This is a genomic window from Pseudomonas sp. UBA1879 (assembly GCF_002338065.1).
In the GTDB taxonomy this organism is placed as follows: Bacteria; Pseudomonadota; Gammaproteobacteria; order Pseudomonadales; family Pseudomonadaceae; genus Aquipseudomonas.
Map to the genome: position 1 here is coordinate 831178 of NZ_DDHJ01000004.1, position 14123 is coordinate 845300.

The following is a 14123-nucleotide window of genomic DNA, read 5'->3' on the forward strand; positions in this document are numbered from 1 at the left end:
AGGACAGCTAGCCCTCACGCCAGAAGTTCTGAAGGCAGGGTGATGGGGGAGGCAGGCTGCCCCTCGTGATGAATGAGTACCCTGCCGCCTAATGACCAGGCACTCATTCGGTGCTCAGTCAGATCTTCGAATATAAGTTTGCTAGTAGAACTTAGCCGCAGTGAGCGATTGCCATCTGACAGCAGGTTGAGTGCAGTCGCCGGAATTATTTCTTCCCTTAACAAAGCCTGCGTCAAACGTTGCAAGGCCCGTTGCGATGACTTTTGCATCGCGTGAGTTACGTTATTTTCGTTGATGTGGTGTTTCGTGAAATTGTAAGAGTTGAGCGCATCCCTCAACTGGGGCGTTATGTTATTAAGCATTAAAGCGTGTGCCGTGCTCACATCCGAGTCCTTCGGTGATCACAATCAATACCTCCTAATGTTACCAAGGACGATAATGATTATTGTTGCCTCTGAGAGCGCGCAATTTATGCCGATGAGTAGTAATTTTCTGTCATCTCTGTCCACTCAGGTTTGAAGGGCATTTCTGACAAGGTTGTGGGATATGATCAGGCCGATATCTGACGGGTATCAATCGCCTGTTAGTAACGCGCTATCGCTGTTATTGAGGAACTCAATAATCAACCTAATTGATCTTCTGAATCGCTTCACATCGTTTTCCTTAGATAGTCGGCCCGGGCATTCTGAGCGCCAGAAAAGAAACATCCCGGAGCTTACTGTCATGGCCACTGCCATTCTTCATTCACTTAAACTAGGCGCTTATACCGCCATCGCGTTGTATGTCGTATTCATCGCAGTGGTCACTATTGTCAGCCTGAATCATCAACTGAGCGCGTCCACCTCGGCGTCCGCACACACGTCTGTCGTTGCGCTTGACCGTGCGGCGGATCAGGCGAAGGGGCGTGCGTCGTGAGAGGGGCGAACTTCTGGGTGATCGTGTTCTTCGCCGTGATCAACAACGGCTGCTCGTTGCTGGGGTTCGGCGACGGGTCGGTGGGCGGCGTCGCACGGAGCATCGAGTTCAGGACCGAAGTCGCGCAGGACATCGAAATGCTGCGCTCGCAAAAGCTCAACGCAGGCAACCCGCCGCCAAAGCAGGGTGAGTTGTTTTCGACGATTTTCGAGTGGTCGGTGGTGTGATTCGCCGTACCACACATTTCTGTGCGAGTGGCTGGCTCACAAAGGCTGACGTTCTGCCGCACATCAGAGTAGGGCGAACCTGCCTCTTCGTGAGCAAGCTCACTCCCACAGGTCTAGCAAAACACGTTTATTTGCGCATGACTCGTTCGAACAACGCCGAATCCAAAAACCGCTTCAACCACCCCTGCAGCTTCGGATACGGGCTTTGCCAGAACCAGTCCGGGTCGACAAAGCAGAACTGCCGCACGAACGGCGCGAGAGCGGTGTCGGCCAAGGTCAGGCGGTCGATGATCAGAAAGTCCCGCGCACTCAATAACCCTTCTAGCTTCGCCAAAAACACTTGCCCCCGCGCGCGGTATTCGGCCTGAGTGAATTCGGGATGACGCACCGCATATTTGTAGCGGTCCAGATCGGTCTTGAAGGGCCCGTCGTTTTCCGCGATCAGCTCGGCGATCTGTCGCTGCGCCGCGGGATTGGACGCCATGGACCAGTCGTCCGGGTCATGCTGCGCCAGCGCCCAGCGCATGATGTCCAGGCTCTGTTCCAGTACCTGATCGTCCAGCACCAGAACCGGCACGGTGCCTTTTGGCGAGCGTTCGAGCATTTCCGGTGGCTTGGCCTTGAGGCTGACTTCCACAATGTCGATCTTCACCCCCGCATACGCCACGGCCATGCGCGCTCGCATGGCGTAGGGGCAGCGGCGGAAGGAGTAGAGCAGCGCGGCCATCAGGTGACTTCCAGGGTGCTGAGGCCGTTGCCTTGGCGACGCACTTGAATCTGCACCGGAATCCGCTCGTGCATTTCCTGAACGTGGGAAATCACCCCGACCTTGCGGCCCTGCGCTTGTAGGCCGTCAAGGGCGTCCATCGCCAGTTGCAGCGATTCCGGGTCCAGGCTGCCGAAGCCTTCGTCGATGAACAATGATTCGATCTTCAATGTACTCGACGCCATGGACGCCAGCCCCAGGGCCAGCGCCAGTGAGACCAGGAACGTTTCGCCTCCCGACAACGAATGCACGGAGCGCAGTTCGTCCCCCATTTCCGTGTCCATCACCAGCAGGCCGAGCATGCTGCCGCCGCGCTTGAGGCGGTAGCGGCGCACCAGTTGTTTGAGCTGGGCGTTGGCGTGATGGACCAGCAAATCGAGGTTGTAGGCCTGGGCAATCTTGCGGAATTTGTCGCCTTCGGCCGAGCCGATCAGCGCCGCCAGACGTCCCCAGCGCAGGTATTCGTCGTGAGCAGCCTTGATGCGTGCCTGCAATTCACTGTTGGCAGTACGGCGGCGCTCGTCTTCGCTGATCTGCGCACGAAGGTCGGCGCACAGTTGGTCATGGGTCGCGGCTTGAGACTGCGCTTCAGCGAGTGCCGACGCCAGTTGCTCGGCATCGCTGATGTCGCTGTGCTGCGCCTGATGTTGCTGCCACTGCGTTTCGCGCTCCTGCACCAGCACCTTACCCTGTTCCAGCGCTTTCTCGCTCTGCTGCATGCGTTGGCGTAATTGGCTGACCGCCTCGTCGCTCAGCCCCAGCAGGCTGTCGAGCGCTGCATCGTCGAGTTCGCTGTGCTGATTGCGCCACTCGCCGATCTGCCGATCGAGGTCGCCCACTTCCTGCTCCAATCCCTGCAAACGCTGACGCTCGCCCTCCAGTTCGGCCGTCAGCTTGATCAGACCAGCGCGCGCCTGCTGCAAGGCGTCAGCGGTGGTCGCTTGGGCCTGGCGCGCCTGTTCGACGGCCTGTTCCAGATGCTGTTGCCACGCGTCGGCGCTGGTCTGTTCACCGAGGAGGTCCTGCAAACGTTGCTGGATGGCCTGCTGTTGCTGCTGGCTGGCGTCGAGCCGTTGTTGCAGCTGTTGATGCTGTTGCAGCCGGCCCTGTTGCGCGAACTGTTCGCGCTCGATTTTCTGCGTGCGTTCGCTGTGTTCCTGCTGCTCGTCCTTTTGCTGGTCGAGTTGCTGGACGCGCAAGGCGATGTCGTTGTCCAGCTGCATGAAGGATTCGGTCGCGGATTCACGCCACAGCGGCAGACTTTCGGCGGGCAGCAGCGGTTCGAACTCCTGCAATGCGGTTTCGAAGGTCTGGTTGTCCAGCGAGAGATTCCGTTGTTGATCGTCCAGCAGTTTCATCGCTTGTTGGCTGGCCTCCCGCGCTTCCTGCACCTGACGTTGAAGGGATTCGGCGTCGCGCTGCACTTTCAGCAACCGTGCCTGGCGCTGCTCGGCGGCGAGGATGTCCTGTGCCAGTTGATGCAACCGCTCACTGAGCCAATCGCTGCGCTGGTCCTCGGGTTGCTCAAGCAGACGCGGATACAGCGGGTGGGCTTCCAGCTCGGGTGCCAGTTTTTGAAGTTGCTCGCCGAGCTGATCCAGCTGGGGCTTGGACTGCTTGAGCTGGTTGTTCAGCGCCAGCACTTCGGCGCGCAGTTCGGCCAGGGTTTCACTGAGCTGGCTGACCTTCAGACGCGCCGCCGCTTCTTCGCCATCGTCATGACCGGACAGCGCTTGCAGCAAGGCATCGGATTGGTGATACGGGTGATCTTCGCTGCCGCACACCGGGCAGGGCTGCTGATCGACCAGTTGATCGCGCAGTTGTTCGACGCTGGCACTGCGGGCCAAACGCTGCCGCTGCAACAGCTCGACCGTGACGTTCAACGCCTGTTGCGCGGCTTCGTGTTCGCCCTTCAGTTCCAGGCCTTTGGCGATGCTCTGCGCGCGACGTTCGGTGGCGTGCTGCTGTTGGGTCTGCACGTCCCGCAGGCGACTGGCGATGTCCTGATGCCGCTGCCACAGGCGTTCCAATGAATCGCTGGCGCTGTGCTGCTGGCGGTTGTCCTGCAACAGTTGCCCGAGGCGTTCGATCTCTTGGCCCACCGCGTCAGCCTTGACCTCGGCGTCGTCATACAGCGCCTGCAACGCACTTCGGCGCTCGCTCAATGCTTGCTCGGCACGGGTCGAGGCTTGTTCCAGCGCGGGCAATTCCTCGCGGCCTTTGCTCAGACGAGAACTGACCAACACCAGCTGTTGCAGTCGCGGACGATAGGCCGTCCACGACTGGCTCAACGCATCCAGCACTGCGCTGTTTTGCAGTTGCTCGGCGATGGATTGCAAGCGGGTTTCGCCTTGGCGCTGCTGTTCAATCCATTGATCCAGCGCTGCCTGACCTTCGTTGCTGGCCAGTCGGGCGACCTGCGCCTGTTCGCTGATCTGTTGCAACTCGGTATTCAGATGGTTGAGCTGTACCTGTTGCTGGAAGGCCTCGTTGAGGGCGGGTTTGGCATTCTGTTGCGCATCTTGTGCCTGTTGCAGAGCCGCTTGCGCAGTGGTCAGTTGCGCGTCCAGATCCGTCAACGTCGCTTGCGTCTGATTCAGCTGCTCGGTCTGCGTCTGAATGCGCGTCGCCAGCGGCGCCAGTTGGCCGTCGAGTTTTTTGCGCTGAGCGAACAGGTGCCGCTGCGGCGCCAATCGCTCCAGTTGGCCCATTTGCAGACGTTCGCTGGCGCGTTGATCCCATGCCTGTTGTGCGCTGGCCAACTGTTCGCTTGCGGCCAGGTGACTGTCGCGCAGGCGGTTCAACTCGGTGAACCACTGCTGTTTGAGTTCCAGCTGACGCAACTGCGCCTGGGCCAGCTTCAGCGCTTGCTGCGCGTCGGCGAAACGCTGTTCCAGATCGGCGCGCGGCTCGGGTTCGAGGGGCGTCAGGTTCCCGGCTTGGGCGTTGAGGGTTTTCAGCGCCTCTTCGGCCTCTTTGCTTTTGGCGTAGGCGCGACGGCCCAACTGGCTGTAAATCGCCGTGTCGGTGAGTTTTTCCAGCAGCTCACTGCGCTCTTTGTCGTCGGCTTTGAGGAAGGCACTGAACTCGCTTTGCGCCAGCATCACGGCGCGGGTGAACTGTTCGAAATTCAGGCCCAGTCGGGCTTCGAGCAGGGTCTTGTATTCGGTCTTGTTCTGGCTGCTGAGAATCTGTTCGCTGTCCAGATCGGTCAGGGTCTGACGGCTGTGTTGCAGCTTTTTCGTGGCGTTGTCGCGGGCGCGGTTGGTCTCCCAGCGGGCGCGATAGCGGCGCTTGTCGATGCCGACGAAGTCCACCTCGGCGTAACCGCTGCCGGTGCCACGGCGCAGCAGATTGCGCGGGTCACCGGTGCTGATATCGCCGTCGACTTCCGGAACACGCGACTGGCCGACATTGTTCAGCCGGGGAATCGCGCCGAACAGCGCCAGGCACAGCGCGTCCAGTAGCGTGCTTTTGCCTGCGCCGGTAGGCCCGGTGATTGCGAACAGGCCTGCGCTGGCCAGCGGTTCAGCGGTGAAATCCAGCTCGAACGGGCCGGCCAGCGAGGCGAGATTTTTCAGGCGAATGGCGAGAATTTTCACGGATGTTCGCTCTCCAGTTGCACGTCCTGAAGCAGGGTGGCGAAGTCCTGCAACGTTTGTTCATCGACCTCGCTGCCATAGCTGTCACGCCACGCACGGCTGAACAATTCCTGTGGGCTCAGTTGGTCCAGCTCGATCAGGTCGCGCTCTTCTTCGTCGTCTCGCGCACCTTTACCCGCGTATTCGGCAGCGATACGCACCAGTCGCACAGCCTTATTTTCCAGCGCCGATTCGATCTGGTTGCGCAGGTCCGGCTGCGGCTCGTCGAGCTTCACCCGTACTTCCAGCCAGGGCTGGCGGTCGACATCGGCCAACAGGTCAACGTCCGGCAAGTCCCTGAGTTGCAGCAGCAGTTCGGCCAACGGCGCCGGGCCCACACGTTGCAGATTGACGGCGCGCGGGATCAGCAGCGGCGTGACGCTGACCAACTGGCTGCCTTCGCACTCGATTTCGAGGATTTGATGCTGATAGCCGATTTCCGAGAAAGACAGCGGGATGGGTGAGCCGCTGTAGCGAATGCGGTTTTCCCCGTTGACCTTCTGCGGCTTGTGCAGATGGCCGAGGGCAACGTAGGTGATGCTTTCTCCGAAGAGGCTGGCGGGCAGGGCTTCGGCGTTGCCGATGATCAGGCTGCGCTCGGAGTCTTCAGAGACCGAGCCCCCGGCCATGTGCGCGTGGCTGATGGCGATCAGTGCCTGGCCCTTCTTGCGTTTCTGGTTGGCGGCGGCGATGAGCATTTCATGCACCTGACCGATGCCGCGCAGGTAGTTGTCGCCCAGTGCCAGGCCGGTGACTTCGGCGGGGCGCAGGAACGGCAGCGCCAGGCACCAGCCCAGGACTTTGCCTTTGGCGTTGGTCAGGGGCAGCAACAGGCGGTCGACGTCGAGCACGCCGTCGTCAAGCCACAACACGCGGCCCAGCGCGTGGGTGCGCAAACGCCGCATCAGCGGCGCGGGGAGTTCGATGCGCGAGCCGGAGTCGTGGTTGCCGGCGATCATCACGATGGTCAGTTGCGGGCTTTGATCGTGGGCGCTGACGATGAAATCGTAGAGCTGCTCCTGGGCTTTGACCGACGGGTTGACGGTGTCGAAGATATCGCCGGCGATCAGCAGTACATCAGGTTTGCGCTCGGCGAGACGGGCCAGCAGCCATTGGAGAAAACGCTGGTGTTCGAAGTCCCGCTCCTGGCCATGGAGGTTCTGGCCGAGGTGCCAGTCGGAGGTGTGGAACAGACGCATGGGGGTACCTTGGTTTAGCGGGGTTTATGGCCCCTGTGTAGGAGCGTGGCTTGTCCCGCGATCGGCGGGGAACCCGTCGTAAAACCGGCAAACGCAGTGTGTCTGGCACGACCAACGCGTCTGATTTCACGACGACTGCGTCGCCGATCGCGGGACAAGCCGCGCTCCTACAGTGTGATTGTGAATGACGTCATCATTTCGGATACAACGGCGGCAGGCTGTCTGCGCCGTTCGGGTCAATCGGTTTTTCAATGGCCGGCAATGCGCGCACGGCCTTCCACAAATCTTCGCCCAGCCACAGTTTGCCGGTTTCGCTGTAAAGCGCGCCGTTCAGGCCGTCCAGCGCATCGGACAGCGGCACGAAGCGCGCTGCCATGTCAGCCAGGGTTTCCGGCTGCTGGCGGGCCCAGGCATCCAGCGCCTGGCGGGTCGCGTGGGGGTCGTTGGCCAGGCTGGCGCGTTTCAAGTCGTCGAGCACTGTGCGGGGGCTCGGTCCGGCCTGCGCCACCCGTGTCAGCGCCGGTTGCCAACGACCGCGCCACCACAGGCCAAAGCCCAGCAACGTGGTAAAGCTCAGCAACACCGTACTCAGCTGCCACGGCCAGACTGGCGGACCGATCACCGTCACACCCGTGTTATCGCTGACCGGCGTGTCCACGGACAGCGCCGGGTTGGTGCTGACCTGCAACGTCCGGGCGGGCAGGGCGCTGTGCTCAAGATGGTCTTCCAGCGTGTTCCACCACACCAGGTCCACTGCCGGAATGTCGATGGCCCCTGGACGGCTCGGCACCAGCGCTTCGCGCTCCTCGCGGCTGCCCACCAGACCACGTTCGTTGACCTGATTGCTCAATTGCGGCTGATCGGGATAGCGCCGCAACGCGCTGACATCGGTGGCGGGCAGCGGCGGCAATTGCGCGCTGGACAGGCCCTCGGCCTTGATCACCAGCGTGCGGGTCAGCGAGTCGCCGATCTGCGTATGCGCGGGATCAGGGCTCCAGTTTTCGCTCAGGCTGATGCTGCGTGCCGGCAGCCAAGGCGTATTGGCCGGGTAATCGGCCGGTTGCGGTTTGACCTTCAGCGGCAGCGGGTCGGACGTCACGCGCATCAGTTTGCCCGGTTTCGGACTGGTGGCAACGGCCGGTTGGCGGGTCGCGTCGGCGGTGCTGACCTCAGGAATGTCTTGCACCATTGTCGCGCTGAACTCCTGCGCCGGGATGGTCAGGTCGCCACTCTGTTGGGGATACAGCGCATAGCGCATTTCAATCACGCCATGCCGGATGCCGTTGATCTGCTTTTCATAGGTGCGGGTGTCGCCAAGTTTTTCGATCCGCGCATCCGGCACTTGCAGCGGGGTCAGGTTGCTGTCGTCGAACAGCGACACCGAATGGTAAATGCGCACCGTCAGCACGGCCTGCGCCTGCACGTAGACGGTGTCTTGATCGAGGCTCGCTTCCATGAACACCGGGGCGAGTTTCTGTTCCTGGGCCTGCGCCGAGGGTTCAACCTCGACCACCTGCAGCGCAATGGGCTGGCTGATCAGTTCGCCCAATTGAAGAGGCGGAATTTCAATCGATCCGCTGTGGCGCGGCATCAGCGTGATCAGCCAGCGAGTGGTGGCGTGAACGTTGCCTTCGAGGGTGGTCAGGCTATTGAGCTGGCGGGTGTCGCGAACTTCGAAATCAGCGGCCAGCGCGCTCATGTCGGGCTTGCCGAACAGCGTGGCGTCGTCGGACTCCAGCGTCAGCTCGACGGTTTCCCCGGTGTTCACGCGCGTACGATCGACGCTGGCCTGCAACGTCGCGGCAGACGTCTCGGCCTGTGCCACGAGGGCGAACAGGCACAGCAGCCAGGCGATTACCACAGTGTGCACACGACTCATCGAGCTTTTTCCTGATGCTGCTGTTGTTCGTACCAGAATTTGCGCCGCAACAGCTCGCCGGGATCGTCCGGGATTTGCCGCAGCCACTGTTCGAGCGCCTGACGCTGCTCGCCGTTGATCGGGCCGTCGGTGGCTCGGCTGGGGGCGTGGGCCGGTTCATCGTCGTCAGGTGAAGGGGCGTTGTTGTCACTGGCCCCGGCCATCGATTGCCCGCTGTCGCTCTGATTGTCCTCGTCGCCGGGCGTCGATGACTGCGGATTCGACGCTTGCTGTTCGGCGCTGCCCGTCTGAGCCTTGTCGGCGTTGTCCGCGCCGTCGTTCTTGCCTTCGCTGGCGTCCTCGGCTGCCGCCTGCTTGTTCTGTGCCTGCATCTGTTCAATGAGCGCCTTGTTGGCGGCGGCAGCGGGGAAATCGGGCTGGCGCTCCAGCGCCTGTTCGTAGGCGTCCAGCGCTGCGTCCAGTTCCCCACTCTTGGCCAGTGCGTTACCGCGATTGTAGTGGTCAGCGGCGGTGTTGCCCTGAGCGAAGCGCTGAGCGGCGCCAGCGTAATCCCCGGCTTCGTAGAGCGCGATGCCTTGCCACCGAATGTCCTCGAAACGTTGCGCGGCCTCGGCGGGGTGATGGCGCTGGAGCAAGTGCTGTCCCTGTTGATCGGGACGTTGGAACAGGTCTTTGAAATCGAACGCGTAGCTGTGTTGCGGCATGAGCATCAGCAGCGGCAGGCACAGCACCCAGCCACGACGCCCGGCGCAGGCGGCGAGCAGCAACAACGGCAGCAACAGCCAGTAACCCTGATCCGCCCAGCTGTCGAGCTGCACGGTCTGGCCCTGACTGCGCAGGTCACGGGGCGCGTCCAGTAAGCCCAGCTCGCGCAGGTCATCGTCGGTCAGACGTAGCGAGGTGAAATGCCCCCCCAGTTCATCGGCGAAATCCTTGAGGCTGGCGCTGTCCAGGCGTGGTACCAGGATTCCGCCTTGGGCGTCCTTGAGGAAGCCGCCTTTCTCTTGCGCGACTGGCGCACCTTCGGCGGTACCGACACCGAGCAGCAGGAGCGGCGGTGCGTGCCCGGTCATGGCCTGACGAATGCCCATGCGCTCGCCGTCATTCAGCGACGAGCCGATCCACAACAGACGCCCGACGCCTAAATCGCCCTGCTTGAGCAGGTCCAGCGCCTTGCCGACGGCCAGGTCGGCGCGCTGACCGCTCTCGGGCATGATCGACGGCTTGAGGGCGTCCAGCAGGTTTTTGCTGGTACCTAGGTCGTCGGACAGCGGCACCAACGTGTGAGCGCTGCCGGCATAGACGATGATCGCGGTTTGCGAATCGCCACGGGCTTGCAGCAGGTCGAGCAGCTTGCGCCGGGCCTGTTCGAGGCGGGTGGGCGGGCTGTCGGCGGCGAGCATTTCAGGAGTCAGTTCGAGCAACACCACCAGCGGGTCCACAGGTTTCTGGCTGGTCTGTTCGACCCGCTGCCAACTGGGACCGAGCAGCGCAAGCAACGCCAGCAGCCAGCCGACGCTCAACGCGATCCACGGCAGCTTGCTTTCACGACCACTGCCGCCGCGCAGCAAGGTGGAATGAAAGGCGCTCGGCAAAATCATCTGCCAGCGGCCGACGCGTTTCTGTCGGTTCCACAGGCGCCAGATCAGCCAGCCGAGCACCGGCAGCAGCAACAGCCACCACGGCCGCAGCCAGTGAGGCCAGAGGGCGAGGAGCGAGAGGATCATCGGCGCCTCCGCAAACGCTTGAAGCGCTGTCGCCATTGCGGGCCCTGATTCAGACTCGGTTGGCGGGCCAGAAAGCGGTACAAGGGGTTTTGCGGCCAGCGTTCGTGAATCACCAGTAGCACACTCAGCACCAACGCGAACGCCAGCGGCCAGTGATATAACGCATGGGCAGGGCGGGCTTGGGTCGGTTGCTGCGTCACGGGTTCAAGGGTGTCGAGGGCCTTGCCGATCTTTTCCAACTGGAGGCCGTCGCGAGCGCGGAAATACTGGCCGCCGGTGATGTCGGCGATTTCCCGCAGGGCAGGCTCGTCGAGGTCCAGGCTCGGGTTGAGGCCAAGAATGCTGGTGGCGCCTTTGTCCGGGTCGGCGCCGATGCCGATGGGGTAAATCTTCACGCCTTCGCCTGCGGCCAGTCGGGCAGCGGTGGCCGGGTCGATCTGACCGGCGTTGTTAGCCCCGTCGGTGACGAGAATCAGCACCCGACTCTGGGCCGGACGCAATCGCAGGCGTTTCAACGCCAGGCCGATGGCATCGCCGATGGCAGTGTTCTTGCCTGCAATGCCGATGCGCGCTTCGTCGAGCCAGACGCGCACGGTCTTGCGGTCGAACGTCAGCGGCGCCTGCATGTAGGCCTGACTGCCGAAGAGAATGAGTCCCACCCGGTCGCCCTTGCGGTGTTCGAGAAAGTCCCCCAGCAGCTGTTTGACCAGTGTCAGTCGGCTTACTTCGTCGTTCTGCCAGACCATGTCCGGGTAGTCCATCGAACCGGATACGTCCACGGCCACCAGCAAATCCCGGCCACTGGCAGCGACTGGCAACGGGTCACCCAGCCATTGCGGGCGCGCTGCGGCCAATAACAGCAACAGCCAGAGCAATACGAACGGCAACTGCCGACGCCAGCCAGGCAAGTGGGCACGCGCACGGCGACCGGCCAGGCCTTCCAGCTCACTGAGAAAACTCACCTTGAGCGCTGCTTCGCCGCTGTCCGCCACCGGCAGCAAGAGGCGCAACACCCACGGCAGCGGCAGCAGGGCGAAGACCCAGGGCCAGGCGAGTTCAAACATGCTTGCGAATCCAGGTGTCGACCGACTGGGTCAGCCCGTTGATCGCCTTGTCGTCGAGCTTGCATTCGGGCTTGTAGGCGCCTTCCACCAGAATCATCCAGCGGGTGAGACCCGCCGCCGGGCAGCGGTTGTCGAGAAACGCCAGCCATTTGCGGCCGTTGAGGGTGTGGCTCTGGCTGTAGGGATAGTCGTTGCGACACAGGCGTTTGAGCAGGCCGTTGATCTGTTGCAGCCAGGCGCCTGCGGGCGCGCCGTCGTAAGGTTTGGGCATCTGCGCCAGTTCGATGAGCGCGGCTTGACGGAGCGGATCCAGCGGTTGCTCGGCGGCGTCACTGGGGGCTCGTTTGGGCAGGAACACCCGCGCCCGCCACAGGGCGTAACCCAATGCGGGCACCAAGGCCAGCACGATCCACCAACCGGGCGCGGGTGGCCAGGCACTGATCGGCGCGGGCAGGATCACCGGTTGCAGTTGGTCCAGCAGGCTCATTTCTGTTTCACCGGCTGATTGGCGTTCAGGTAATCGCGCAGTTGTTCGACCATTTCCTGTTGCGTGCTCAGCGGGATCATCAGCACCCGCAGCTTTTTCGCCAGCAGCGCCCAGCGTGCCTGCCGGGCTTCGCCTTGGGCGCGGTAGGTCTGGCGCAGGTCGGGGTTGAGCGTGTCGAGTTCCAGTTGCGCGCCACGATCGGCGAAACGCAACAGTCCTGCTGCAGGGAGCGCATGGTCCAGGGGGTCGGAGAGCGGCAGCAGCAAGAGGTCGCAATGACGTGACAGCAGCGCCAGTTGCTGTTCGGCGGATTCGGACAGGGCGCGCTCGTCACACAGGATGAACACCAGACTGCCCGGCCGCAGCACTTCCCGCGCCCGGCGCAGCGCCACGCCGAAGGTGTCACGGTCGGCCACGGCTTCCGCGTGCAGCGATTGATTGACCCGCACCAGCCGGTTGAGCAGTTGCAGCAGGCTTTGTTTGCTGCGTCGCGGCTTGATTTCATAGTGTTCGTTGTCGCCGAACACCAGCCCGCCGACCCGGTCGTTGTGACCCAGCGCGGCCCAGCCGATCAACGCCGCCGCCTGCGCCGCCAGTACGGACTTGAACATCAGGCCCGAGCCGAAAAACAGCCGGCGGCTCTGCTCGACCATGATGAAAATCGGCCGCTCACGTTCTTCATGAAACAGCTTGGTGTGAGGTTCCTGGGTCCGCGCCGTCACGCGCCAGTCGATGGTTCGCACGTCGTCGCCAGCCTGGTAGACCCGCACCTGATCGAAGTCCACGCCGCGCCCGCGCAGCTTGGAATGGTGCAGACCAATGAGCGGGCTGCGCCGGCCGGGAGAGGAAAACAGCTGGACTTCCCGCACGCGATGACGCATTTCGATCAGCTCGGCAAGGCTGATCCGGATGCCCGGTTGGGAAATCAGGTAGGGCTGCATGGGTCAGGCAACGGCGACGACGTCAAGAATGCGCTGGATCACGCGGTCCTGATCGATGCCCGCCGCCTCGGCTTCGAACGACAGAATGATGCGATGGCGCAGCACGTCGAACACCATCGCCTGAATGTCTTCGGGGCTGACGAAATCGCGACCCGCCAGCCAGGCGTGGGCGCGGGCGCAGCGGTCCAGGGAAATCGAACCGCGAGGGCTGGCGCCGTAGCCGATCCACTCGGCGAGTTCTGCGTCGAACTTGGCCGGGGTGCGGGTCGCCATGACCAGTTGCACGAGGTATTCCTCCACCGCGTCAGCCATGTACAGCCCGAGGATTTCCTTGCGCGCGGCGAAAATCGCTTGCTGAGTGACCCGTCGTTCAGGTTTGGTTTCGCCATTCAACGCCTCGCCCCGCGCCTGCTGGAGAATCTTGCGTTCGACGTTGGCGTCCGGGAAGCCGATCTTTACGTGCATCAGAAAGCGGTCGAGCTGGGCTTCCGGCAGGGGATAGGTGCCTTCCTGCTCGATAGGGTTCTGCGTGGCCATCACCAGAAACAGCGGCGACAGATCGTACGTGCTGCGTCCGACGCTGACCTGACGCTCGGCCATGGCCTCCAGTAGCGCCGATTGCACCTTGGCCGGCGCGCGGTTGATTTCGTCCGCCAGCACCAGGTTGTGGAAGATCGGACCCTGTTGGAAGACGAAGCTGCCGGTTTCCGGGCGATAGATCTCGGTGCCGGTGATGTCGGCGGGCAGCAGGTCGGGGGTGAACTGAATGCGATGAAATTCGGCTTCGATGCCTTCGGCCAGCTCCTTGATCGCCTTGGTCTTGGCCAGACCTGGCGCGCCCTCGACCAACATGTGGCCATCGGCAAGCAGAGCGATCAGCAAGCGCTCGACCAGTTTCTCCTGCCCGAGAATCTGGGTGGAAAGAAAGGTTCGCAGCGCGATCAACGCTTCACGATGTTCCATCGATGACGGTTCCTGGCAGGGTAGGCGCAGCGCCAAGACGGCGCTGAAGCTGGGGGCGTTACTTTAAAGCATCGGAGGGTTGCCGACTAACCAGCCAAAGGGTTTTTTCAGCGTTTCGAGACGTTTACCGGGTAAAAACGAGAAGTGTCTGACAGTTGCGGGCTTTCCGCCTGCCGCCGCGCGGCTGACCCGTAGTGACGTGAATCGAGGGGCCTCGTTCGAGTGGGCCGCTGGTCCGATGTGCTCCGCAGGTTTCCCTGAGCCGTGCTTAGCTTTTCACAGGGCCTTGTGCAGTGACCCATTCAAGGAAGCAT

12 protein-coding genes are annotated in these 14123 nt (G+C 62.3%); 2 read left to right on the forward strand and 10 right to left on the reverse strand.

From position 1 onward, the window contains the following. Window positions 1-14: 14 nt before the first annotated feature. Window positions 15-383 (reverse strand): hypothetical protein, encoded by a 369-nt coding sequence (locus B3N48_RS06955; protein WP_296181126.1) that lies wholly within the window; start codon window positions 381-383, stop codon window positions 15-17. 340 nt (window positions 384-723) lie between these two features. Here B3N48_RS06955 and B3N48_RS06960 point away from each other — a divergent pair, with 340 nt between their 5' ends. Together B3N48_RS06960 and B3N48_RS06965 are read left to right on the forward strand one after the other, a co-directional pair. Continuing rightward, complete coding sequence (locus B3N48_RS06960; protein ID WP_296181128.1) at window positions 724-915, forward strand: hypothetical protein; 192 nt, start codon at window positions 724-726, stop codon at window positions 913-915. After that, window positions 912-1142, forward strand: a complete 231-nt coding sequence (locus B3N48_RS06965; RefSeq protein ID WP_296181130.1) for a hypothetical protein — start codon at window positions 912-914, stop codon at window positions 1140-1142. Before B3N48_RS06960 ends, B3N48_RS06965 begins: the two co-directional genes overlap by 4 nt. Window positions 1143-1269: 127 nt before the next feature. Here the strand turns inward: B3N48_RS06965 and B3N48_RS06970 are convergent, their stop codons facing one another. From B3N48_RS06970 to B3N48_RS07010, 9 genes are all read right to left on the reverse strand, one after another. Then, the gene (locus B3N48_RS06970; RefSeq protein ID WP_296181131.1) at window positions 1270-1869 is read right to left on the reverse strand and encodes a glutathione S-transferase; all 600 of its coding nucleotides are present in this window, start codon (window positions 1867-1869) and stop codon (window positions 1270-1272) included. Beyond that, window positions 1869-5510 (reverse strand): AAA family ATPase, encoded by a 3642-nt coding sequence (locus B3N48_RS06975; protein WP_296181133.1) that lies wholly within the window; start codon window positions 5508-5510, stop codon window positions 1869-1871. The genes B3N48_RS06970 and B3N48_RS06975 overlap by 1 nt, the downstream gene beginning before the upstream one ends. Then, the gene (locus tag B3N48_RS06980; RefSeq protein WP_296181135.1) at window positions 5507-6748 is read right to left on the reverse strand and encodes an exonuclease SbcCD subunit D C-terminal domain-containing protein; all 1242 of its coding nucleotides are present in this window, start codon (window positions 6746-6748) and stop codon (window positions 5507-5509) included. Before B3N48_RS06980 ends, B3N48_RS06975 begins: the two co-directional genes overlap by 4 nt. 193 nt (window positions 6749-6941) lie before the next feature. Further along, entirely contained in the window at window positions 6942-8627 is a 1686-nt protein-coding gene (locus B3N48_RS06985) for a BatD family protein (RefSeq protein ID WP_296181137.1), read from the reverse strand. Further along, window positions 8624-10354: a VWA domain-containing protein gene (locus B3N48_RS06990; protein WP_296181139.1), complete on the reverse strand. Its 1731-nt coding sequence runs from the start codon at window positions 10352-10354 to the stop codon at window positions 8624-8626. Before B3N48_RS06990 ends, B3N48_RS06985 begins: the two co-directional genes overlap by 4 nt. Then, a complete protein-coding gene (locus B3N48_RS06995) occupies window positions 10351-11418 on the reverse strand; it encodes a vWA domain-containing protein (protein WP_296181142.1) in 1068 nt (355 codons plus the stop codon). The genes B3N48_RS06990 and B3N48_RS06995 overlap by 4 nt, the downstream gene beginning before the upstream one ends. After that, window positions 11411-11905, reverse strand: coding sequence for a DUF4381 domain-containing protein (locus B3N48_RS07000; RefSeq protein ID WP_296181144.1), 495 nt, complete (start codon window positions 11903-11905; stop codon window positions 11411-11413). The genes B3N48_RS06995 and B3N48_RS07000 overlap by 8 nt, the downstream gene beginning before the upstream one ends. Then, on the reverse strand, window positions 11902-12846 hold the full coding sequence (locus tag B3N48_RS07005) for a DUF58 domain-containing protein (RefSeq protein ID WP_296181148.1): 945 nt from the start codon (window positions 12844-12846) through the stop codon (window positions 11902-11904). Before B3N48_RS07005 ends, B3N48_RS07000 begins: the two co-directional genes overlap by 4 nt. A 3-nt stretch (window positions 12847-12849) precedes the next feature. After that, on the reverse strand, window positions 12850-13809 hold the full coding sequence (locus B3N48_RS07010; protein ID WP_074757176.1) for an AAA family ATPase: 960 nt from the start codon (window positions 13807-13809) through the stop codon (window positions 12850-12852). Window positions 13810-14123: the final 314 nt, after the last annotated feature.